We start from the raw sequence: 20,881 nt of genomic DNA, 5'->3' as shown, positions 1-20,881 counted from the left end.
AAGCCCGCACCGGACGGTAGCGAGCACGGTACGAGCGCGTAGGAGCGAACACGAACATGCACGCCATCGGTGTCGACATCGGCGGGACGAAGATCGCGGCGGGAGTCGTCGACGAGGACGGCACGATCCTCGCGCAGACGCGGCGTGAGACGTCGCCCGACGACGTCGCGGGTATCGACAAGGCGATCGCCGAGGTCTATCTCGAGCTGAGCGGCTCCTACGAGGTCAGTGCCATGGGAGTCGCGGCCGCCGGGTTCGTCTCGGCCGACCGGTCCTCCGTCCTGTTCGCCCCGAACATCGCGTGGCGCGACTACCCGCTGCGCCAGAGGGTCCAGGCGATCCTCCAGAACGACGACGTGCTGGTCGTCGTCGAGAACGACGCCAACGCCGCCGGCTGGGCGGAGTTCCGGTTCGGCGCCGCCCGCGACGTGGACGACATGCTCATGCTCACCGTCGGCACCGGTCTCGGGGGCGCCATCGTCTCCAACGGCAAGCTCGTGCGCGGGGCGTGGGGGGTCGCGGCCGAGATCGGGCACATGCGCGTGGTGCCCGGCGGCCACTACTGCGGGTGCGGCCACGAAGGCTGCTGGGAGCAGTACGCCTCGGGCAGCGCCCTGGTGCGCGACGCGCAGGCGACCGTGATCATCCAGCCCGAGCGCGCGACCCGGCTGCTCGAGCTCGCGGGCGGCGACGTCGAGAAGCTCAACGGTCCGCAGGTCACGCAGGCCGCGCAGGAGGGTGACCCCCTGGCGATCGAGCTGCTCGCGGAGCTGGGCCGCTGGCTGGGCGAGGGTGCCGCGTCCGCGACGGCGCTGCTCGACCCCGCGCTGATCGTCGTCGGGGGAGGCGTGGCGGACGCGGGAGACCTGCTGCTCGCGCCGGCCCGCAACGGGTTCGCCGAGCAGCTGTCCGGACGCGGTCACCGTCCCGAGGCGAAGATCGTCGTGGCGTCGATGGGCAACGACGCGGGGATGGTCGGCGCGGCCGACCTCGCGCGCCGCTGACGACGGGTGCGCGCCGGTCAGACCACCGCGCCCGTGTCGTCGTCGCTGGGGTCACGGCGGTGCGGCATCCGCCACAGGAGCACCGCGACCCCGATGACGAACACGGCGGCCGCGGCCTGGACGAGCGCGGGCGGTGCGTCGCGCCAGGCCACGAGGACCACGAGCAGGAAGATCGGCACGCCGGCGGCGGCGAACCAGGCCATGGTCAGCAGCGGGTCGCCGCCGAGGATCGGGCCGGGGTCGGGCGGCACGAAGTGCTCGTCGGCGTCGACGACACCCTCGGCGTCGTCGATCTGCGAGGTGCCGTCCCAGTCGCGGCCGCTCAGCTCCGGGTTGCGCGTCGGCTCCTGGGCAGGACGCACGACGCGTCGGTCGGCCACCCACGGAGCCACGGGGAACGCGAGACCCGGGCTCGGCTCGGTGGTCGTCGGGCTCGGCGGCCCGGCGGGCGTCGCGGGGGGATCCTGGTCGTCCTCGTCCCCCTCGAGCTCATCGAGCTCACCGAGGTCGGCCACGATGGCCGCCCACACCTCGTCGTCCGTCGGTGCCGGCGGTGCGGCATGATCGGGCGGGCCTGGAGGCAGACCGGCGGCCGGCGGTTCGTCGGCGCCCGTCGGCTGGACCCCCTCGTCGGGGTCGTCGGGGCGAGGTGCCATAGGAGCACTCTAGAGTCGGACCGGGTAGTCGGGGTGGCAGGTGCTCGGCCCCGGCTTCCGCAGGGAGTCGTCGGGGGGCGAGCGCAGGGCTCGGGTGGGCGGACAGTCCGTGGGTCGGGTCGAGAGGTGAACCGTTGTTCTACTGGTTGATGAAGCGGGTCTTCGTCGGACCGCTGCTGCACCTGGTCTACCGGCCGTGGGTGCGCGGCGCCGAGAACGTGCCGACGGAGGGCGCCGCGATCCTCGCGAGCAACCACCTCGCCGTGATCGACTCCTTCTTCCTGCCGCTCGTCCTGGACCGCGAGATCGTGTTCATCGGCAAGCAGGAGTACTTCACCGGCTCCGGCATCAAGGGACGGCTCACGGCGGGCTTCATGCGCGGCGTCGGCACCATCCCCGTGGACCGCGGCGGCGGCAAGGCCAGTGAGGCCGCCCTGCGCACCGGGCTGCGACGGCTGTCGGACGGCGACCTGTTCGGGATCTACCCCGAGGGCACCCGCAGCCCGGACGGCCGGCTGTACCGCGGCAAGACCGGCATCGCGCGTCTCGCGCTGGAGTCCGGCGCGCCCGTGATCCCGGTCGCGATGGTGGGCACGGACGAGGCGCAGCCGCCCGGACGGCGGATCCCGAAGGTCATGCGCATCGGCACGGTCATCGGCGAGCCCCTCGACTTCAGCCGCTACCGGGGCATGGAGAACGACCGGTTCATCCTGCGCTCGGTCACCGACGAGATCATGTACGCGATCATGAGCCTGTCCGGGCAGGAGTACGTCGACGTGTATGCGGCGACCCAGAAGGCCCGCATCGCGACCGGTCACCCGGCCGTGGCAGGCGACGCGGCCGACCACCTGCCCGCCGCGCCGGGTGGGCGTCCCGTCCCGGACGTCCAGGTACCGGTACCGCCGCAGGAGGAGTCCGGGACGTCAGTAGGATGACGCGGTCGGCCCGGGTGCCGGCATCGTGGCGCGCCGCCTCGTCGCGGGCGCCGAAGGTTGTCTACGAGAGGTGTGTCTCATGTCGGTTCGTCGCGTCGCCCTCCTGACCGCAGGTGGCTTCGCCCCGTGCCTGTCGTCCGCCGTCGGCGGGCTCATCGAGCGGTACACGGAGATCGCTCCCGACATCGAGATCATCGCGTACCAGCACGGCTACTACGGTCTGCTGCGCGGCGACAAGATCGTCGTCGACGAGGAGACCCGCGCCAAGGCCGGCATCCTGCACAGGTTCGGCGGCTCGCCCATCGGCAACTCCCGCGTCAAGCTCACCAACGCGAAGGACTGCGTCAAGCGCGGCCTCGTGCAGGAGGGCCAGGACCCGCTGAAGGTGGCCGCCGAGCAGCTCAAGTCCGACGGCGTGGACGTGCTGCACACCATCGGTGGCGACGACACGAACACGACGGCAGCCGACCTCGCCGCCTACCTGCACGAGAACGGCTACGACCTGACGGTCGTCGGCCTGCCCAAGACGATCGACAACGACGTGGTGCCCATCAAGCAGTCGCTGGGCGCGTGGACCGCCGCCGAGGAGGCCGCCGGGTTCGCTGCGAACATCATCGGCGAGCACCGCTCCGGCCCCCGCATGCTCATCGTGCACGAGGTCATGGGACGGCACTGCGGGTGGCTCACCGCCGCCGCGGCCGCCGAGTACCGCAAGTGGCTGGACACGCAGGAGTGGGTCCCGGGCATCGGCCTGACGCGCGAGCGCTGGGACATCCACGCCGTCTTCGTTCCCGAGCTGGCGCTCGACATCGACGCCGAGGCCGCGCGCCTCAAGGCGATCATGGACGAGCAGGGGAACGTCAACATCTTCCTGTCCGAGGGCGCCGGCATGCACGAGATCGTCGAGCAGCTCGAGGCCGCCGGCACGCCCGTGGAGCGCGACCCGTTCGGTCACGTCAAGCTGGACACCGTGAACCCGGGGCAGTGGTTCGCCAAGCAGTTCGGCGAGAAGCTGGGTGCCGAGAAGACGATGGTGCAGAAGTCCGGGTACTACTCGCGCGCCGCCGCGGCGAACGCCGAGGACCTGCGCCTCATCAAGTCCATGACCGACCTGGCCGTCGAGTCCGCGCTGCGCGGCGAGTCCGGCGTCATCGGTCACGACGAGGAGCAGGGCGACGTGCTGCGCGCCATCGAGTTCCCGCGCATCGCGGGCGGCAAGGCGTTCGACGTGTCGCAGCCGTGGTTCGTCGAGCTGCTGGAGGACATCGGACAGTCCTCCGTCCCGGCGAGCCACTCATGAGCGTCGAGCCGGACCCGCAGGTGGTCGCGGGGCTCGACGCCTGGCGGTCGATGGGGGCGCTCCAGCAGCCGCAGTGGCCGGATGCCACCGCGCTGGACGCCGTCACGTCGAGGCTGTCGACCCTGCCGCCGCTCGTGTTCGCGGGCGAGGCCGACCACCTGCGTGCGCAGCTGGCCGCCGCCGGCCGCGGCGAGGCGTTCCTGCTCCAGGGCGGCGACTGCGCGGAGACGTTCAGCACGGCGACGGCGGACAACATCCGCAACAAGATCAAGACGATCCTCCAGATGGCGGTCGTGCTGACCTACGGCGCGAGCCTGCCCGTCATCAAGATGGGCCGGATGGCCGGGCAGTACGCCAAGCCCCGCAGCTCTGACTCCGAGACGCGGGACGGCGTCACCCTGCCGGCGTTCCGCGGGGACATCATCAACGACTACGAGTTCACGCTCGAGGCCCGCACGCCGGACCCGCAGAGGCTGCTCGAGGCGTACCACACGTCCGCCTCGACGCTGAACCTGATCCGGGCGTTCACCACCGGTGGCTTCGCGTCCCTGCTGCGCGTGCACGAGTGGAACCGCGGCTTCATGGCCAACCCGTCGTACTCGCGCTACGAGGAGATCGCGGCGGAGATCGACCGGGCCATCCGGTTCATGGCGGCGTGCGGCGCCGACTTCGACGCCCTGCGGTCCGTCGACTTCTTCTCCAGCCACGAGGGCCTGCTGCTCGACTACGAGCGCCCGCTGACCCGCATCGACTCACGGACCGGGCTCCCGTACGACTGCTCGGCGCACTTCGTGTGGATCGGTGAGCGGACCCGCCAGCTGGGCGGCGCGCACGTGGACTACTTCTCCCGCGTGCAGAACCCGCTGGGCATCAAGCTGGGTCCGACGACCACGGGCGACGACGCGCTGGCACTCATCGACAAGCTGAACCCGCAGGGCGAGGCCGGCCGCATCACGTTCATCACGCGGATGGGGGCCGGCAAGGTCCGCGACCTCCTGCCCGCGCTCGTCGAGAAGGTGGCCGCGGACGGTCGTCCCGTGACGTGGGTGTGCGACCCGATGCACGGCAACGGGATCACCTCGGCCTCCGGCTACAAGACGCGCCGGTTCTCCGACGTGATGGACGAGGTGGCCGGCTTCTTCGAGGTGCACCGCGCACTCGGCACCGTGCCCGGGGGCCTGCACATCGAGCTCACCGGTGACGACGTCACCGAGGTGCTGGGCGGGTCCGAGGAGATCGACGACGAGGGACTGGCGCGGCGGTACGAGACGCTCGTGGACCCGCGCCTGAACCACCAGCAGTCGCTGGAGATGGCGTTCCAGGTCGTGGAGCTGCTCCGCGCGTCCTGAGCTCTGGAGGACGCGACCCGGCCCCGCCTCGCGCGGCGCCGGGTCGCGTCGTCTCAGACGACGGTGAGGACGATCTCCGTGCCGACCTTCACGGGCTGACCCGCGGGTGCGCTCTGGTCGCGGACGGTCCCGAAGAACCCACCGAGCACGTTCTCGCGCTTCACGGTGAGGCCGAGCTTCTCGAGCTGGGCCTTAGCGGCGTCGAATTGCTTGCTGACGACGTTGGGCATCTCGACGTTCTCGGGGCCCTTGGAGACGTTGACCGCGATGGTGTCGCCCCGGTGGCCCTCGGCGCTGGCTGCGGGGGACTGGTCGATGATCAGCCCGGCCGCCACGGTGTCGCTGAACACCTCGGTCGGGGCCAGCTTGAGGTTGTCCGTCTGGAGCTCGGCCGTCGCGTCGGCGACGCTCATGCCGACGACCGACGTGATCGTGACCGGTGCCGGACCGTTGGAGAGCGTGAGCGTCACCGTCGTGCCGCGGATCGTCTGCGCGTCTGGCGCTGCGGGTGTGCCGTCGGGGAGGGTGGCGCTGATGACGAAGCCGAGGCCCGCCGTGTCGCTGAACTGCGGCTCGGCATAGGCGACCCCGAGGTCCGCGGCCGCCAGCGCGGCCTCGGCCTTCGCCTGCTCCTCGCCGACGACACCCCCGGGCACCAGCACGTAGTCGGGGCCCTTGGAGACGGTGAACGCGACGGTGCCGTCCTTGCGGATGCGGTCGCCCTGGCCCGGATCGGTCCGGAAGACCGTGTCGACGGGCGCCTCGGCGTCGAAGGCGGACGTCGGGTCGGCGCCGAGGCCGGCTCGCGCCAGGATCGCGGTCGCCTCCTCGGCGTCCTGCCCGATGATCGTCGGGACGGTCGTGTACGCGCCCGGTCCCTGCTGGAGGTACCACCAGGTCCCGCCGCCGACCAGTGCGGCGAGGACGCTGAGCACGATGAGCCAGCGGACGCGATGACGCTTCCGGGTCGGCTCCGGCGGGCGGCCGGTGAGCAGCTCCGCGGCCACGCCGAGCCCGATGGGCAGCGCGACGGTCGTCCCGCGCGCGTCGTGCGTCTCGATCAGCGTCGTCTCGTCCGGGTCGGAGCTCGACGACTCGTCGAGGTCCAGCGCGTCGTCAGAGTCGTCAGCGTCATGCCGGTCGGTCTCCGCGTCCAGGTCGGTCTCCGCCGGGTCTGTCGCCGCGGGGAGCACGATCGACGGGCTGACGTCCGCGTGCCGGGCCAGCGTCTCGTCGTCCAGGGCGGCGCGCGTCCGGCGCAGGAGCGTGAGGGCGGCCGCGGCGTCGACCGGGCGGTCGTCGGGGTCGCGCGAGGCGAGCGCGCGGACGGCGTCGTCGATCTCGATGGGCAGCCAGTCGGCCAGCTCCGACGGCGCGGGGACGTCGTTGTTGACGTGCTGGAACGCCACCTGGATGGGCGTCTCGCCGGTGAAGGGCTGCCGGCCGGTCAGCATCTCGAAGAGGAGGATGCCGATGGCGTAGACGTCGGTGCGCGCGTCGCTGAGCCCGCGAGTGACCAGCTCCGGGGCGAGGTAGGCCACGGTGCCGAGCACGGTCCCCGTGGTGGTCGAGGTGACCTCCGTGACCGCACGCGCCAGCCCGAAGTCCGCGAGCTTCACGCGTCCGTCGGAGGCGAGCAGCACGTTCTCGGGCTTGATGTCGCGGTGCACCAGGCCGACGCGGTGCGCGGCGGCCAGCGCGTCGAGGACGCTCTCGCCGATCCGGAGCGCGTCGGCCACGGTCAGGGCACCGCGCTCGCCGATGTGCCGACGCAGGTTGCAGCCGTCGATGTACTCCATGGTCAGGTAGCTGATCTCGCCGTCGACGCCCTGGTCGTACACCCCGACCAGGCCGGGGTGCGTGAGCCGGGCAGCGGTGCGGGCCTCGCGCCGGAAACGGGCGACGAAGTCCGACCCGGACGTGCCCTCCGCCAGGTGCGCGTGCATGACCTTCAGCGCGACGTCGCGGTCCAGCCGCCGGTCGACCGCCAGGTAGACGGTCGCCATGCCCCCGCGGGCGATGCGGGACACGACCTCGTACCGGCTGTCGACCAGACGGCCGACGAACGGGTCGGTGATAGTGGCTCCCACGGCAGGGAGTCTACGGTCGGGAGCCCCGGGAGTGCGGCAGGCGCGACCTCAGCGGAAGCGCGTCATGTGCGTCTGGACGTTGGCGACGTAGCGCCGCGTGTCCGCGAACATCCCGTTCTTCTTCACCGACGCGGCGCCCTGGTAGTAGCCGGCGATCGCGGTCGGCACGTCGGGGGCGTTGCTGACGAGCGCGCGCAGGATGGCGACGCCCGCGGTGACGTTGTCGTCGGGGTTCACCAGGTTGAGCTGGCGACCGACGAGGTCCGACGCCCACTGTCCCGACGTCGGGATCACCTGCATCGCCCCGATGGCGTTGGCGGGGGAGACCACGCCGTGGTTGAAGCCGGACTCCTGGAACGCGATCGCCTGGGCGAGCGCCGGGTCGACGCCCATCGCACGGGCGGTCGCGGCGATCTTGGCCTGCATGTCCGCCTTCGAGGGCGTCCCCGTGCTGCGCAGCGTGGCGAGGTTCGCGTTCGCAGCTGCCACGACGGAGTCGGAGTACGTGCGGCCGGCAAACGTGTTGCCCACCGCCGCGGCGGCCGGGGCGGCAGCCGGCACCGGGACGGTGAGCGTCTGCCCGATGCGGATCAGCGCCCGGGCGTCCAGCCCGTTGGCCGCGATCACCGCGGCGACCGTGGCACCGTGCTTGGCGGCGATGGCGGTGACCGTCTCGCCGGACCGCACGGTGTGGGAGACGGAGCCGGTGGCCTGCGCGACGGCGGCCGGGGCCGGTGCGGCGGCGGCTGCTGCTGCGGTGGAGCCCGGGACCGTCAGCGTCTGGCCGACCCGGATGAAGGCGCGCGCGTCGAGACCGTTGGCGGAGACGATCGCCTGCACGGAGGTCCCCAGCTTCGCGGCGATGTGGCTGACCGTGTCCCCCGAGGCGACCGTGTAGCTCCCGGACGCCGGCGCCGGCGCCGGCGCCGGAGCAGGGGCAGCGGGCGCGGCGGCGGGCGCCGACCCGGACGGGATGGACAGCACCTGCCCGATGCGGATGCGCGAGGCGTCGGCCAGGGAGTTGGCCCGCGCGATGGCGGCCACGGTGGTGCCGGTGCGCGTCGCGATGTGGCTGACCGTGTCGCCCTGACGGACCGTGTAGGCGTCGTCGGCATGGGCTGCACCGCCGGTCGCGGTCACGCCGACGACGGCCAGCGCGAGGGTCGCGCCGGTTCCGGTGGCGACTCGGCGGGCGGTGGCGTGCTGCGACATGGGACCTACCTCATGGTGCGTAAGTAAACGGATGGTGCCTGTGTGACTGGAGTGACAGAATGCGAACGTATCCGAATACGGCACGCGGGGAAAGCGCACGGGTGAATTGCGCAGGTGTAATTCGTGGATGCGTACTCTTGTCGGGTGAACGATTCTCCAGAGACCCTCGACCGGCTGGTCGACGAGTGGCTCACCGTCCCTGACATCGCCGACCGGCTCGGCCTCGACGCCTCCAAGGTGCGCCGGATCGTGCAGGAGCGCCGGATCATCGGTGTCCGCCGTGGCGACCCCCGGATCTTCTACGTCCCGGGCGCCTTCCTCGTGCCGGGACACCTGGCCAACCCGGCGCAGCCGACGAACCGCGACCCGGACCTGCCGTGGGCGGTGCTCGCCTCGTTGCAGGGCACGCTGACCGTGCTCTCCGACGCCGGGTTCACCGACGAGGCCGCCATCGAGTGGCTCTTCACGCCCGACGAGTCCCTGCCGGGGACCCCCATCGACGCGCTGCGCGCCGGCCGCAAGACCGAGATCCGTCGACGGGCCGCCGCGGAGCTCTGACGGGGTCAGGCGTGGCGGTCGACGGCCGCGTGCGCCAGACCGATGAGCTGAGCACGCGCCGGATCGGCCCACGGGCGCGCGTCCATCAGCGAGAACGCGCGGTCCGCGAGGTCCTCGATGAGCGCCTCGACGTCGTCGGGGGCTCCGGTGGCCCGGATGGCGTCGGCGAGAACCGTCACGTCGGCCTCGCTCAGCGAGCGGTCGCCGAGGCGGTCGCGCAGCAGCCGCACCGTGGCGTCGTCGGAGGCAGCCCGGGCGCGGGCGACCGCTCGGGCCGTCAGGACTGTCCGCTTGCCCTCGCGCAGGTCGTCGCCCGCAGGCTTGCCCGTGGTCTGCGGGTCGCCGAACACGCCGAGCAGGTCGTCGCGCAGCTGGAACGCCTCCCCGAGCGGCAGGCCCAGGGCGCGGCAGGCGTCCAGCTCGTCCTCGCCGGCGTCGGCCAGCGCAGCGCCCAGGACGATCGGGTGCTCGACGCTGTAGCGGGCCGCCTTGGCGCGGATGACCTCGCGGGCCCGCACCTCGTCACCGGCGGGGTCGTCGCCCCAGGGGAGCGCCTGCGCCAGCACGTCGAGGTACTGGCCCACCGTCACCTCGGTGCGCATCAGGTCGAAGACGGCCCGGGAACGCTCGGCGCGGCGGCGCGGCTGCTGCCCGAGCGCGCCGGCGAACTCCTGCTCGCTCGCGATGAGCGTGAGGTCGCCCAGCAGGATCGCGGCCGACATCCCGAACCGCTCGGCGTCGCCGGTCAGGCCGTGCCGGGCGTGCAGCTGGGCGAACGCCCGGTGCGCCGCAGGGAACCCGCGGCGGGTGTCCGAGTCGTCCATCACGTCATCGTGGAAGAGCGCGGCCGCCTGGAACAGCTCGAGCGCGGCACCCACCCGGAGCACGGCCTCGGCCTCCGGCGTGCCGGGCACCCCGCCGTGCGCACGCCAGGACCAGTAGCAGAACGCGGCCCGCAGGCGCTTGCCGCCGGTCAGGATCTGCGCCACCGCGTCGGCCAGCACGTCGGCGTCGTCGCTCGCGGCCGACAGGACCGTGCGCAGCTGGGCGACGTGGCTGGTCAGCACGGCGTCGATACGCGGTCTGACGTCCTCGACGTCGACGAGGGACGGTGTCGCTGTGCTCACGCGGGGCAGCCTACGGCGCGGTCGCGCGGACCCGCCCGCCGAGCGTGAGCGTGCGCTCGTCGTCCCGGTCGAGGATGCCGACGACCAGCAGCTCGGAGCCGTCGCCGCGGGTGAACGTCGACTGGGCCGCCAGCCCGGGCTCGGGCGCGGGCGGCGTCGACTCCGCGAAGCCCGCCGCGACCAGGGGAGCGCGGATGGCCTCGAGCAGCCCGGCCGCGTCCTGGTCCGTGCGCAGGTTGAGGCTCACCTGGGTCAGGTCGGTGCCCTCGACCGGCTCGGCGGAGGACAGCAGCACCTCGGCGCCCGCGGGCACGGGCACGAGCGCCGCAGGGAAGCCGTCGACGACCTCGCCCACCGCCGAGCTCGCGCCGGTGGTGGCGTCCGGCAGGAGCGACTCCGTCGGCGCCGGTGCGGCCGTCAGCGACGCCACCGCGGTGCCGGTGGGCGAGATCTGCCCGGGGCTGCTGGTCGAGCACGCCGCGACCGAGCAGCCGACGAGAAGCGCGACGACGGCGGCGGCAGCGCGCGGCCGGGCGCGGGTCAGGGGGACGGGTCGGGGCATCGCGACAGGGTAGCCGCCAGGCGGGGCGCGGTTGAGTCGGCATGGGGGACGGGCATGGCTGCCGTCGAGCCGCCCACAACCCGGTGATCGAGCACGTCCCGCACAGATCCGCCGGGGTCCGGTCTGCTCGACCCCGGATTCCGATGTGCTGCCGCCATGCAGACCACCACGCTCCGGGTGAGCGAACCCCGGGAGATCCTCGCTCTCGTCCCGCACCGGCTCGGCTTCCGGCCCGCGGACAGCGCCGTCGCCGTGAGCCTGCGCCCGCCCCGCGGCGCGGTCGGCCTCGTCGTCCGGGTGGACCTTCCCCACCTCGCCGACGAGGCGGCGGGGCCGATGCTCGCCCGCACCCTCGTCGCCCACCTGGGTCGGGACGGGGCCCGGCGGGCCATCCTCGTGCTGTACACGGATCGCGACCCCCGCGGGTCGGACGGTTCGGCGCAGATCGCGGCGCGGCACTTCCAGGACGCCGCGGTGGCGTCCTTGGCGGACGTCCTGGTCTGGGTGGTCACGCCGAGCGGCTACCTCGCCCTCGACTGCGTGGAGGACTGCTGCCCGCCCGGTGGTCGGCCGCTGCGCGACCTGGACTCCACCCAGGTGGGTGCCACGCTGGTGCTGGCCGGGTCCGCGGTCGCGGACTCTCGCGACGACATCGCCCGGATCCGGCCGCAGCACGGCGAGGTCCGACGATCCGTGGCCCGCGTGCGACGTCGCTGGGAGCGCCGCTGGGAGGACGCCCTCGTCGCGGGCGCCGACGCGGTCTCCCGGTGGCGGGAGGAGTCGCTGGCGGCGTGGCGCAGCGCGGTCGCGCTCGTGGAGACCGAGGGGCCCGGCACCGGGGGAGCGCCCTGGGGTCGGGTCGAGGCCGGGCTGGCCGACCGGCGGGTGCGCGACGGCGTGCTGGTCACGTTGGTGCCCGGCACCGCGGACCTGGCCGAGCGGTGCGTGCGCGGTGCGGAGTCGACGCCGGAGGTGGACGCAGCGCTCGGCGTGGCGATGGCCATGATCATCGACCCCGTCCGGGGGGTCGTGCCCCCGGCTCGGGCGACGGCGGTGCACGAGGCCGTGCTGGAGGCGGTGGTCTCCCGCGGCAGGACCGGCGCGCAGGCACCCGCGTTGACGCTCCTGGCCCTGCTCGCGTGGTGGCGTGGGGACGGCGCCCGTGCACGGGTGCTGCTTGACGGGGCGCTCGACGCGGAGCCGGGGTACCGGCTGGCGGAGCTCCTCGACGACGCGCTGAGCGCGGCCGTGCCGCCCGGGTGGGTGCGGCACGCCGACTGACCTGCGGCGAGATGCGAGCGGTGCGCTCGTCGCGACCCCTTCGCTCCGGTAGCGTCACGCACACGGCGGTGTTGCCGCGGGACGAGGGGAGGACCGATGGGCATCGTGGTCGGCTATCTGGCCACTCCGGAAGGTCGGGCGGCCCTCGGGGCGGCGATCGAGGAAGCGCGGCAGCGTGACACACGCGTCGTGGTCGTCGTGAGCGCACGCCCGGACGAGCCGGAGGAGCAGCGCGCCGCTGTCGAGGCGGAGCTGGAGAGGGTGCGGGCCGAGCTCGCCGCCGCGGACGTCGACCACGAGGTGCGGCTGCTCACGGGCGGCGACGTCGCGGACGACCTCATCGCGACGGCGGAGGAGGTGGGCGCCCATCTGGTGGTCCTGGGGCTGCGCCGGCGCAGCCCGGTGGGCAAGCTGATCCTCGGTGCCAACGCGCAGCGCGTGCTGTTCGACGCGCCGTGCCCCGTGCTCACCGTCAAGCCCGGACCCGGCTGACGCCGGCGCGTGCGTCTCACGCAGCGGGACCCCTCATCGGGTCCGTCCCCGCGGGAATCTCTGGCGCCTGCCGTTCGTTGACACCGAGAACCCCATGACCGCCGTCCTCGACGGCCGTGTCGTCGTGCCCGTGATAGCGCCGACCGGCCCGTGAGGTCGGTACAATATCTATCTACCTCCCGGCCCCGTTCCGGGTGTCGCGCTGCCGAAAGGTCGTTCGTGTCGTCCCAGACCCCGCATCCCGCTCTTCCGCGTGAGTTCGAGCACCCCGCCCTCCAGGACCTCGTCCTGCGTGGGCGCACCCACGGCACCGTGGGCGCCGAGGAGCTGCGCACCGCGTGCGAGCAGGCGGACGTCCAGGACGCCAAGCGTCTGCGCGCCGTCGTCCGTGGACTGTCCACCGCCGGCATCGGCGTGCGTGAGCCGGCGGCTCCCGCCCGTGCTGTCGCCGCTACCAGCGCCAAGGCTCGCCCGTCCACGAAGGCCGTGGTGCCGCCCGAGGAGGGCGCCGCCGCACCCGCCAAGACCACGCGCGCCAAGACCACGGCGACCGCCAAGGCCACCGCCGCCAAGCCTACCGCCGCCAAGGCAGCGGCCGCGAAGAAGGCGGCGGCCGAGCCGGCCGACGCCGACGCCGAGGTCGAGGTCGTCGACGGCGAGGAGCCGGACATCGCGGCGATCGAGGAGGTCGTCGTCGACGTCGTCGAGGTGGTCGAGGTCGTGGAGGACACCACCGACTCCGACGACGACGACGAGGACGGCGAGAAGAAGCCGGCCGCCAAGGAGGAGGAGAGCGAGGACAGCGGCTTCGTCTACTCCGACGCGGACGACGACGACGCCCCCGCCCAGCAGGTCGTCACGGCCGGCGCCACGGCGGACCCGGTCAAGGACTACCTCAAGCAGATCGGCAAGGTCGCCCTGCTGAACGCCGAGCAGGAGGTCGACCTCGCCAAGCGCATCGAGGCCGGACTGTTCGCCGAGGAGCGCCTCAACGCCGGCATCACGATGGAAGCCAAGATCAAGCGCGAGCTCGAGTGGATCGCGAACGACGGTCGTCGGGCCAAGAACCACCTGCTCGAGGCCAACCTCCGTCTGGTCGTCTCCCTGGCCAAGCGCTACACCGGCCGCGGCATGCTGTTCCTGGACCTGATCCAGGAGGGCAACCTCGGTCTGATCCGCGCGGTCGAGAAGTTCGACTACACCAAGGGCTACAAGTTCTCGACCTACGCGACGTGGTGGATCCGTCAGGCCATCACCCGCGCCATGGCCGACCAGGCCCGCACCATCCGCATCCCGGTGCACATGGTCGAGGTCATCAACAAGCTGGCCCGCGTCCAGCGGCAGATGCTCCAGGACCTGGGCCGCGAGCCCACGCCCGAGGAGCTCGCCAAGGAGCTCGACATGACCCCCGAGAAGGTGGTCGAGGTCCAGAAGTACGGCCGCGAGCCCATCTCGCTGCACACGCCGCTCGGCGAGGACGGGGACAGCGAGTTCGGCGACCTCATCGAGGACTCCGAGGCCGTCGTCCCCGCGGACGCCGTCAGCTTCACGCTCCTCCAGGAGCAGCTGCACCAGGTGCTCGACACGCTCTCCGAGCGCGAGGCAGGCGTGGTGTCGATGCGGTTCGGCCTGACCGACGGCCAGCCGAAGACGCTCGACGAGATCGGCAAGGTCTACGGCGTGACGCGCGAGCGGATCCGGCAGATCGAGTCGAAGACCATGTCGAAGCTGCGGCACCCGTCGCGCTCGCAGGTGCTGCGCGACTACCTGGACTGACCGTTCCCGATCAGAACCCCGTCCCACCTCGGTGTGGGGCGGGGTTCTGTCGTTCCGACAGTCTTGACTAACGGTTAGTGATCGCTGACCATTAGAGGGTTCAGTCGGATCAGCCGGAGGTGGATCATGGGCAGTCCCGTCATGTGGTTCGAGATCAACAGCACCGACCCCGCGCGCTCCCGCGAGTTCTACACGCGGCTCTTCGACTGGTCGTCGGACGCGCCGCCCGAGCTCGGCGGGTACACGCTGATCGACACGGGTGCACCGGCCGAGACGGTCGGCGGGGGGATCGGCGCCGCCGACCCCGACGGGCTGCCGCCGGGGATCCTGATGTACGTGCGCGTCGACGACCTCGGCGCGACGCTCGCGAGGGCGACGGAGCTCGGTGGTTCCGTGCTGGCCCCGCCGACCAAGCTCCCGGCGGACAACGGCAGCGTCGCGGTGCTGGCCGACCCGGAGGGGCACGCGGTAGGACTGTGGGCGTGAGCCAGACGGACACCGTGCTGCGGGCCCTGGCCGAGCCGCGCCGCCGGGAGATCCTCACGCTCCTGGCCCACGACGAGGTCCCCGTCGGGCGGTTGGCTGAGGAGTTCGACGTGACACGCAGCGCCGTCAGCCAGCACCTGCGGGTGCTCGAGGACGCCGGCCTGGTGACCCGCCGGACCCAGGGGACGCGCAACTACTACCGGTCGCGTCCGGAGGGGCTCGCCGGGCTGCGCGCCTACCTCGACGAGACCTGGGCGGCGTCGCTCGACACGGCGCGTCGCCTGGTCGAGATCGAGGTCGGCGTGCTCGACGCGGACGGCAGCGAGAGGGACGACCGTGCCACCGCGTGAGGTCGTGACGCTGAACGCGCCCCCGGTCCACCAGGCGACCACGGTCCGGGCGGACGTCGGCCGGACGTTCGACGTCTTCGTGCGCGAGATCGGCGTCTGGTGGCCCGTCGAACCGTTCTCCTCCGGCGGCGACCGGGTGCGGGACGTCACGATGGAGCGCCGGCTCGGAGGGAACGTCGTCGAGACCTGGGACGACGGCACCACGCACGTGTGGGGTGAGCTGGTCGCGTGGGACCCGCCGCACGGGTTCACCATGTCGTGGCTGCTCACGCCCGAGCCGACCGAGGTCGAGCTGAGCTTCCGGCCGCTCGGAGCGGCGCTCACCCGCGTCTCCGTCGAGCACCGGGGCTGGGAGCGGATGACCGAGGAGCAGCTGGGCGGCGCCTGCGCGCTGCCGGAGGGCTACCGCGGCGGCTCGTACGTGCGTGGCTGGGGGATGATCCTGGCCCGGTTGGTCGCCCACGCCGAGGGCGGTGCGTGATGACGCAGGTGCGCTACGTCGTGACCTACGAGTCGGGGCCGGACGTGCTGGAGCTCGCACCGGTGCACATGGCCGCGCACGTCGCGCACTACGAGGACTTCGCGGCGCGCGGCCTGCTGGTGGCGATCGGCACGTTCGAGCAGCCCGAGGTGAACGGGTCGATGTGCCTGCTGACCACCCGCGAGGCCGCGGAGGAGTTCGCCGCGGGCGACCCCTTCGTCGTGCACGGCCTCGTGAGGTCCTACCGCGTGCTCGCGTGGACGGACGTGCTGGCCTGACCTCAGCGCGTGATGTACCAGAGGATCAGGTCGTGGGCGCTCTGCGCCTTCTCCGCGCCGCGGAAGTCGGCCTCGTGGATGGCGCCGCTGCCGACGTCGATGGCGATGCTGCTGCTCGAGGCGAACTTGCCGACCAGGGACGTGTTGCTCACCACCGAGACCGAGCGGACGTGCCGGTAGGGGATCGACGTGACCGCGATGCGCTTGCCGACGAAGCTCTTGTCCTGGAGCACCACGCGCAGGGTGGTCAGGCCGACGAAGCCGGTGCCGGTGCCGATGCAGTCGTACACGGCCAGCACCTCCTCGCCCTCCAGCAGGCCACGGCTCACGAGCTCGAGCTGCTCGGACTTGTCGAAGACGGGATCGCTCACGTCGCACCTCCTTGTAGGGGACCGGCGGGTGTCGGTGCCCGATGACCGGAGCCTAGGCGTAGACGACGAGGCCCGGACCAGAAGGTCCGGGCCTCGCGCGGTCGTCGTGGTGGTGCCGGGACGTCAGGTCGCGGCGCCGGCTCCTGCTCCGTGCTCGGCGAGCAGTCGGTCGGTCTCGTCCTGCACGTGGGTGGCCAGCTCGGCGAACTTCGGTGCGTGCTCGCGCGCGTGGTGCGCACAGAAGAGGAGCTCTCCCACGGGAAGAACAACTCGGACATAGGCCTGTGCGCCGCAGCGGTCGCAGCGGTCGGCCGCGGTCAGTGGATGCGTCATGGTCCCGGTCACGAGTCCATAGAACCACCCCGGTCGCCGATCCCACGCACCAGGAGCGGGTGGTTCGCTCACCGCGTAGTGGACTGTAACCAGCCCGCAACACAGCAGTGTCCGGCGGCATGGTGCCGCGGTCCTGTCCGGCCCGGCGACTACCATCGGCCCGTGACGACGACCTCCCCGCAGTCCGGCTACACCGCCCGGCACCTGTCCGTGCTGGAGGGCCTGGAGGCGGTCCGCAAGCGCCCGGGCATGTACATCGGCACCACCGACAGCCGCGGTCTCATGCACTGCCTGTGGGAGATCATCGACAACTCGGTGGACGAGGCCCTGGGCGGGTACGGCGACCGGATCGAGATCGTGCTGCACGCGGACTCCTCGGTCGAGGTGCGCGACAACGGGCGCGGTGTCCCGGTGGACATCGAGCCGAAGACCGGGCTGACCGGCGTCGAGGTCGTGTTCACCAAGCTGCACGCGGGCGGCAAGTTCGGCGGCGGCTCCTACGGCGCGTCCGGTGGCCTGCACGGCGTCGGCGCCTCGGTGGTCAACGCCCTGTCGGCGCGCCTGGACGTCGAGGTCGACCGGGGCGGTCGCACCCACCGCATGACGTTCCACCGCGGCGAGCCGGGCACGTTCGACGACCGCGGCGGCATCGGACCGGACAACCCGTTCGAGCCGTTCGTCTCGGGCTCGGAGCTGGCGGTCGGCGGCAAGGTGGCGCGGGGACGCACCGGCACGCGCGTCCGGTACTGGGCGGACCCGCAGATCTTCCCCAAGACGGCCGTGTTCGCGTACGACGAGCTGGTCACCCGCGCGCGGCAGACGAGCTTCCTGGTCCCCGGTCTCACGCTGACCGTGCGCGACGAGCGCGGCATCCCCGGCACGCCCGGCGCCGACGGGCCGCACGAGGAGACGTTCCTGCACAGCGGCGGCGTCGTGGACTTCGTGGACCACCTGGCGCCGGACACCGCGGTGACGGACACCTGGCACCTCACGGGATCGGCGGCGTTCGTCGAGACGGTGCCCGTGCTGGACGACCGGGGCCACATGACCGCGCAGGAGGTCTCGCGCACCTGCGACGTGGACATCGCGCTGCGGTGGGGCACCGGGTACGAGACCGAGGTGCGCAGCTTCGTCAACATCATCTCGACGCCCAAGGGTGGCACCCACCTGGCCGGCTTCGAGGCCGGGCTGCTGCGCACCATGCGCAAGGCGGTCGACGCCAACGCACGGCGCCTGAAGATCTCGGCGCGGGACACCTCGGAGCGGATCGAGAAGGAGGACGTGCTCGCGGGCATGACCGCCGTGGTCACCGTCCGGCTGGCCGAGCCGCAGTTCGAGGGGCAGACCAAGGAGGTGCTGGGCACCGGGCCGGTCCGCGCGATCGTCGCCAAGGTCCTCGACACCGAGCTGGGGGCGATCTTCACGTCGCCCAAGCGCGACCACAAGGCGCACTCGTCGCTGCTGCTGGACAAGGTGGTCGGTGAGATGCGCGCACGGCTGTCCGCGCGCAAGCAGAAGGAGATCTCGCGGCGCAAGAACGCCCTGGAGACGTCCTCGCTGCCCGCCAAGCTGGCCGACTGCCGCAGCGACGACGTCGAGCGCAGCGAGCTGTTCATCGTCGAGGGGGACAGCGCGCTCGGCACCGCCAAGCTGGCGCGCAGCTCCGACTTCCAGGCGCTGCTGCCCATCCGCGGCAAGATCCTCAACGTCCAGAAGGCCTCCATCACGGACATGCTGAAGAACGCGGAGTGCGCCGCGATCATCCAGGTGGTCGGTGCCGGGTCGGGCCGCTCGTTCGACCTGGAGGCGGCGCGCTACGGGAAGATCGTGCTGATGACCGACGCCGACGTCGACGGTGCGCACATCCGGACGCTGCTGCTCACGCTGCTGTTCCGGTATATGCGGCCGCTGGTGGAGGCAGGTCGCGTGTACGCCGCCGTGCCGCCGCTGCACCGCATCGAGGTCATCGGCGGCGGCGGGCGCAAGAACGAGTACGTGTACACGTACTCGGAGGCCGAGCTGGCGGCGACGCTGAAGAAGCTCGACCGGGCCGGCAAGCGCTACAAGGACGACATCCAGCGCTACAAGGGCCTCGGGGAGATGGACGCGGACCAGCTGGCGGAGACCACCATGGACCCCCGCCACCGCACGCTGCGCCGCGTGACCGTCGAGGGGGCGCAGCGGGCCGAGGAGGTCTTCGAGCTGCTCATGGGCTCCGACGTCGCCCCGCGCAAGGACTTCATCGTGGCCGGCGGGGACGGTCTGGACCGCAGCCGCATCGACGCCTGACGGGCATTTCGGTTGCCGTGACGGCGCCGGGCCGGGGATCGTGGTGGTCGTGACCACCGACCTCGCGCCCATCGCCGAGCGCGCCGCCGCTCCCGCCGACGTCCCGCTGCCCTCCGGCACGCACGGCCTCACGTGGCGACCGCTCACGCGCGACGACGTGCCCGCTCTCACGCGGCTGCTCAACGCAGTCGAGGAGGCCGACTCCGCTCCGTTCCGCACCTCGGCGGAGGAGGTCGACGACGAGTTCGAGGGCGACTGGAAGGACCACGCGCGCGACACGCTCGCGGGCGTCGACGCCGACGGGGTGATCCGCGCCTACGCGCGCGTCAACCAGCCACCCGGCGACGCTCGTGTGGTCCGTGCCTTCCTCGACGGCGCCGTGGACCCGCAGTGGCGCGGGCGGGGGATCGGTCGACAGGTGCTGGCGTGGGAGACGGCTCGCGGGCGGCAGCTGCTGGCGGCCTCGGGCAAGGAGCTGCCCGGTCGCCTCGCTGTGTTCACCCAGGACGAGGCCGAGGCCACCGTCCGCCTGCTGCACGCGAGCGACTTCACCCCGGTGCGGTTCTACGCGGAGATGCGTCGCCCGCTGGACATCGAGCTCCCGCCCGTCGTCGTTCCCGAGGGGCTGAGGATTGTGCCGTGGACCCCGGAGCTGGACGACCAGGTGCGGCTCGCGCACAACGACGCGTTCGCCGACCACTGGGGCAGCGAGCCCCGCACCCCCGGCGAGTGGGCTCAGGGCCGGAGCATGTTCGCCCCGATGTGGAGCTTCGTCGCGATCGACGACGCGTCCGGCGAGGTGGCGGGCTACCTGGTGTCGGGCCGGTACGAGCACGACTGGCCGGTGATCGGCTACAAGGCCGGCTACACCGACCTGCTCGGTGTGCGGCGTGCGTGGCGGGGTCGTCGCCTGGCGCCCGCGCTGCTGGCCACCGTGATGGCGGCCTACCGGGCGGACGGGATGGACATGGCCGAGCTGGGCGTCGACACCGCGAACCAGTCCGGCGCGCACCGGCTGTACGAGGGCCTGGGGTACGCGGTGTTCCACAGCTCGACGATGTTCTCGATCGAGCTCTGAGCGACCGGGTCGATCCGCCTCACGAGGTGCTCGCCGCGCGTTAGCATCGGCGCGGCGGGACGACGACGTCCGGCCGTTTTCTGTCGCCGGACGAGGGCGTCCGGCTTCGAGGAGGTCGTCGTGGGACGCTCGCTGTCCAGGGCCGCACGCCTGTGGGTCTCCGTGTTCGTGGTGCTCGTGCTCGTGCACCTGGTCGCCCAGCTGACCGGGCCCGACGTCCTGGAGAGAGTCAGCCAGTGGCTGCTCATGCCGGCCCTCGCGGCGGTCGTCCTCACCGCGACCCGCTGGCCACGCGGACGCCTGGTGACCTGGGTGCTGGTCGCGCTCGGGTTCTCCTGGCTCGGTGACCTCGTCCCGTCACTGGTCGGGGAGGATGCCGCGTTCCTGGTGATGGTCGGGTTCTTCCTGCTCGCGCAGACCGCCTACGTCGTCGCGTTCGCTCCGTCGGTCAGGGCGTCGATCGTCTACCGCCGCCCCGTCCTGCTGGTGCCGTACGTCGCGGTGCTCGTCGCGCTCGTCGCCCTGTGCGCGCCGGGCGCGGACAGCCTGCTCGTGCCGGTGGCGGTGTACGGCGGCGTGCTGACCGCGATGGCCGTTCTCTCCACCGGCCTCGGCCGGGTCGCGGGCATCGGAGGCGCCGTCTTCCTCGTGAGCGACGCCCTGATCGCGCTGGAGGCCTTCGTGCCGTCGTGGGAGCTCGCCGGGCAGGGGTTCTGGGTCATGCTCACCTACACGGTCGGGCAGGGCCTGATCGCCGCGGCTGTGGTGTCCCGGAACGTGGTCGAGCGACGGGCACCCGAGCCCGCACCGGTCCGCACGTTCGTCCAGCGGCCGCCGGTCCGGGACAACGCGGTCGCGCTCGTCTGAGGGGCG

At 72.3% G+C, this 20,881-nt stretch carries 22 protein-coding genes; 15 read left to right on the top strand and 7 right to left on the bottom strand.

Annotated elements, in window-relative coordinates; genetic code table 11:
• Positions 1 to 56 precede the first annotated feature (56 nt).
• Complete coding sequence (locus ACO06A_RS20725) at positions 57 to 1,004, top strand: ROK family glucokinase (protein ID WP_421734067.1); 948 nt, start codon at positions 57 to 59, stop codon at positions 1,002 to 1,004.
• A 17-nt stretch (positions 1,005 to 1,021) separates the two neighbouring features.
• On the opposite strand, the gene ACO06A_RS20720 is transcribed toward ACO06A_RS20725, so the two are convergent.
• Complete coding sequence (locus ACO06A_RS20720; protein ID WP_421734066.1) at positions 1,022 to 1,660, bottom strand: hypothetical protein; 639 nt, start codon at positions 1,658 to 1,660, stop codon at positions 1,022 to 1,024.
• 134 nt (positions 1,661 to 1,794) lie between these two features.
• Here ACO06A_RS20720 and ACO06A_RS20715 point away from each other — a divergent pair, with 134 nt between their 5' ends.
• From ACO06A_RS20715 to ACO06A_RS20705, 3 genes are all read left to right on the top strand, one after another.
• Complete coding sequence (locus tag ACO06A_RS20715) at positions 1,795 to 2,595, top strand: lysophospholipid acyltransferase family protein (RefSeq protein ID WP_421734065.1); 801 nt, start codon at positions 1,795 to 1,797, stop codon at positions 2,593 to 2,595.
• Positions 2,596 to 2,674: 79 nt separating this feature from the next.
• Positions 2,675 to 3,895: a pyrophosphate--fructose-6-phosphate 1-phosphotransferase gene (locus ACO06A_RS20710; protein ID WP_421734064.1), complete on the top strand. Its 1,221-nt coding sequence runs from the start codon at positions 2,675 to 2,677 to the stop codon at positions 3,893 to 3,895.
• Complete coding sequence (locus ACO06A_RS20705; protein ID WP_421734063.1) at positions 3,892 to 5,244, top strand: class II 3-deoxy-7-phosphoheptulonate synthase; 1,353 nt, start codon at positions 3,892 to 3,894, stop codon at positions 5,242 to 5,244. Before ACO06A_RS20710 ends, ACO06A_RS20705 begins: the two co-directional genes overlap by 4 nt.
• Positions 5,245 to 5,297: 53 nt before the next feature.
• Here the strand turns inward: ACO06A_RS20705 and pknB are convergent, their stop codons facing one another.
• Together pknB and ACO06A_RS20695 are read right to left on the bottom strand one after the other, a co-directional pair.
• Complete coding sequence (gene pknB / locus ACO06A_RS20700; protein ID WP_421734062.1) at positions 5,298 to 7,334, bottom strand: Stk1 family PASTA domain-containing Ser/Thr kinase; 2,037 nt, start codon at positions 7,332 to 7,334, stop codon at positions 5,298 to 5,300.
• 48 nt (positions 7,335 to 7,382) lie between these two features.
• Positions 7,383 to 8,546, bottom strand: coding sequence for a LysM peptidoglycan-binding domain-containing protein (locus ACO06A_RS20695; protein ID WP_421734061.1), 1,164 nt, complete (start codon positions 8,544 to 8,546; stop codon positions 7,383 to 7,385).
• A 144-nt stretch (positions 8,547 to 8,690) separates the two neighbouring features.
• Here ACO06A_RS20695 and ACO06A_RS20690 point away from each other — a divergent pair, with 144 nt between their 5' ends.
• Complete coding sequence (locus ACO06A_RS20690; protein WP_421734060.1) at positions 8,691 to 9,104, top strand: Rv2175c family DNA-binding protein; 414 nt, start codon at positions 8,691 to 8,693, stop codon at positions 9,102 to 9,104.
• A 5-nt stretch (positions 9,105 to 9,109) separates the two neighbouring features.
• Here the strand turns inward: ACO06A_RS20690 and ACO06A_RS20685 are convergent, their stop codons facing one another.
• Together ACO06A_RS20685 and ACO06A_RS20680 are read right to left on the bottom strand one after the other, a co-directional pair.
• A complete protein-coding gene (locus ACO06A_RS20685) occupies positions 9,110 to 10,231 on the bottom strand; it encodes a polyprenyl synthetase family protein (RefSeq protein WP_421734059.1) in 1,122 nt (373 codons plus the stop codon).
• A gap of 10 nt (positions 10,232 to 10,241) precedes the next feature.
• Positions 10,242 to 10,793 (bottom strand): hypothetical protein, encoded by a 552-nt coding sequence (locus tag ACO06A_RS20680; RefSeq protein WP_421734058.1) that lies wholly within the window; start codon positions 10,791 to 10,793, stop codon positions 10,242 to 10,244.
• Between the two features lie 156 nt (positions 10,794 to 10,949).
• Between ACO06A_RS20680 and ACO06A_RS20675 the strand changes: the two genes are divergently transcribed.
• The 7 genes from ACO06A_RS20675 (at position 10,950) to ACO06A_RS20645 (ending at position 15,937) form a co-directional block, all read left to right on the top strand.
• Positions 10,950 to 12,074: a DUF4192 domain-containing protein gene (locus tag ACO06A_RS20675; protein ID WP_421734057.1), complete on the top strand. Its 1,125-nt coding sequence runs from the start codon at positions 10,950 to 10,952 to the stop codon at positions 12,072 to 12,074.
• A gap of 96 nt (positions 12,075 to 12,170) precedes the next feature.
• Entirely contained in the window at positions 12,171 to 12,566 is a 396-nt protein-coding gene (locus tag ACO06A_RS20670; protein WP_421734056.1) for a universal stress protein, read from the top strand.
• Between the two features lie 219 nt (positions 12,567 to 12,785).
• Entirely contained in the window at positions 12,786 to 14,342 is a 1,557-nt protein-coding gene (locus ACO06A_RS20665; protein WP_421734055.1) for an RNA polymerase sigma factor, read from the top strand.
• A gap of 126 nt (positions 14,343 to 14,468) precedes the next feature.
• Positions 14,469 to 14,828 carry a VOC family protein gene (locus ACO06A_RS20660; protein ID WP_421734054.1) on the top strand — a complete coding sequence of 120 codons (360 nt, stop codon included), beginning with the start codon at positions 14,469 to 14,471 and terminating at the stop codon, positions 14,826 to 14,828.
• Positions 14,825 to 15,178, top strand: a complete 354-nt coding sequence (locus ACO06A_RS20655; RefSeq protein ID WP_421734053.1) for an ArsR/SmtB family transcription factor — start codon at positions 14,825 to 14,827, stop codon at positions 15,176 to 15,178. The genes ACO06A_RS20660 and ACO06A_RS20655 overlap by 4 nt, the downstream gene beginning before the upstream one ends.
• Positions 15,165 to 15,659 (top strand): SRPBCC domain-containing protein, encoded by a 495-nt coding sequence (locus tag ACO06A_RS20650; RefSeq protein WP_421734052.1) that lies wholly within the window; start codon positions 15,165 to 15,167, stop codon positions 15,657 to 15,659. Before ACO06A_RS20655 ends, ACO06A_RS20650 begins: the two co-directional genes overlap by 14 nt.
• The gene (locus ACO06A_RS20645; RefSeq protein WP_421734051.1) at positions 15,659 to 15,937 is read left to right on the top strand and encodes a YciI family protein; all 279 of its coding nucleotides are present in this window, start codon (positions 15,659 to 15,661) and stop codon (positions 15,935 to 15,937) included. The genes ACO06A_RS20650 and ACO06A_RS20645 overlap by 1 nt, the downstream gene beginning before the upstream one ends.
• A gap of 2 nt (positions 15,938 to 15,939) precedes the next feature.
• Here ACO06A_RS20645 and ACO06A_RS20640 read toward each other — a convergent pair whose 3' ends face one another.
• Positions 15,940 to 16,308 carry a hypothetical protein gene (locus ACO06A_RS20640; RefSeq protein ID WP_421734050.1) on the bottom strand — a complete coding sequence of 123 codons (369 nt, stop codon included), beginning with the start codon at positions 16,306 to 16,308 and terminating at the stop codon, positions 15,940 to 15,942.
• Between the two features lie 123 nt (positions 16,309 to 16,431).
• Complete coding sequence (locus ACO06A_RS20635; RefSeq protein WP_056092095.1) at positions 16,432 to 16,641, bottom strand: DUF7455 domain-containing protein; 210 nt, start codon at positions 16,639 to 16,641, stop codon at positions 16,432 to 16,434.
• Between the two features lie 162 nt (positions 16,642 to 16,803).
• Between ACO06A_RS20635 and ACO06A_RS20630 the strand changes: the two genes are divergently transcribed.
• The 3 genes from ACO06A_RS20630 to ACO06A_RS20620 all read left to right on the top strand — a co-directional run bounded on the left by ACO06A_RS20630 (position 16,804) and on the right by ACO06A_RS20620 (position 20,875).
• Positions 16,804 to 18,930: a DNA gyrase/topoisomerase IV subunit B gene (locus ACO06A_RS20630; protein ID WP_421734049.1), complete on the top strand. Its 2,127-nt coding sequence runs from the start codon at positions 16,804 to 16,806 to the stop codon at positions 18,928 to 18,930.
• Between the two features lie 49 nt (positions 18,931 to 18,979).
• A complete protein-coding gene (locus ACO06A_RS20625; RefSeq protein WP_421734048.1) occupies positions 18,980 to 20,008 on the top strand; it encodes a GNAT family N-acetyltransferase in 1,029 nt (342 codons plus the stop codon).
• Between the two features lie 120 nt (positions 20,009 to 20,128).
• Positions 20,129 to 20,875 (top strand): lysoplasmalogenase, encoded by a 747-nt coding sequence (locus tag ACO06A_RS20620; protein WP_421734047.1) that lies wholly within the window; start codon positions 20,129 to 20,131, stop codon positions 20,873 to 20,875.
• Positions 20,876 to 20,881 lie beyond the last annotated feature (6 nt).

The organism is Cellulomonas sp., assembly GCF_965229465.1.
In the GTDB taxonomy this organism is placed as follows: Bacteria; Actinomycetota; Actinomycetes; order Actinomycetales; family Cellulomonadaceae; genus Cellulomonas.
Note: the sequence above shows the minus strand (reverse complement) of the source record. Positions and strands in the feature narration are given on the sequence as shown.

Bases quoted from the DNA above. Each gene is read 5' to 3' on its own strand.
- ACO06A_RS20725 (WP_421734067.1), top strand. From the start codon at position 57: ATGCACGCCATCGGTGTCGACATCGGCGGGACGAAGATCGCGGCGGGA.
- ACO06A_RS20720 (WP_421734066.1), bottom strand. From the start codon at position 1,660: ATGGCACCTCGCCCCGACGACCCCGACGAGGGGGTCCAGCCGACGGGC.
- ACO06A_RS20710 (WP_421734064.1), top strand. From the start codon at position 2,675: ATGTCGGTTCGTCGCGTCGCCCTCCTGACCGCAGGTGGCTTCGCCCCG.
- ACO06A_RS20705 (WP_421734063.1), top strand. From the start codon at position 3,892: ATGAGCGTCGAGCCGGACCCGCAGGTGGTCGCGGGGCTCGACGCCTGG.
- ACO06A_RS20695 (WP_421734061.1), bottom strand. From the start codon at position 8,546: ATGTCGCAGCACGCCACCGCCCGCCGAGTCGCCACCGGAACCGGCGCG.
- ACO06A_RS20680 (WP_421734058.1), bottom strand. From the start codon at position 10,793: ATGCCCCGACCCGTCCCCCTGACCCGCGCCCGGCCGCGCGCTGCCGCC.
- ACO06A_RS20675 (WP_421734057.1), top strand. From the start codon at position 10,950: ATGCAGACCACCACGCTCCGGGTGAGCGAACCCCGGGAGATCCTCGCT.
- ACO06A_RS20670 (WP_421734056.1), top strand. From the start codon at position 12,171: ATGGGCATCGTGGTCGGCTATCTGGCCACTCCGGAAGGTCGGGCGGCC.
- ACO06A_RS20660 (WP_421734054.1), top strand. From the start codon at position 14,469: ATGGGCAGTCCCGTCATGTGGTTCGAGATCAACAGCACCGACCCCGCG.
- ACO06A_RS20645 (WP_421734051.1), top strand. From the start codon at position 15,659: ATGACGCAGGTGCGCTACGTCGTGACCTACGAGTCGGGGCCGGACGTG.
- ACO06A_RS20635 (WP_056092095.1), bottom strand. From the start codon at position 16,641: ATGACGCATCCACTGACCGCGGCCGACCGCTGCGACCGCTGCGGCGCA.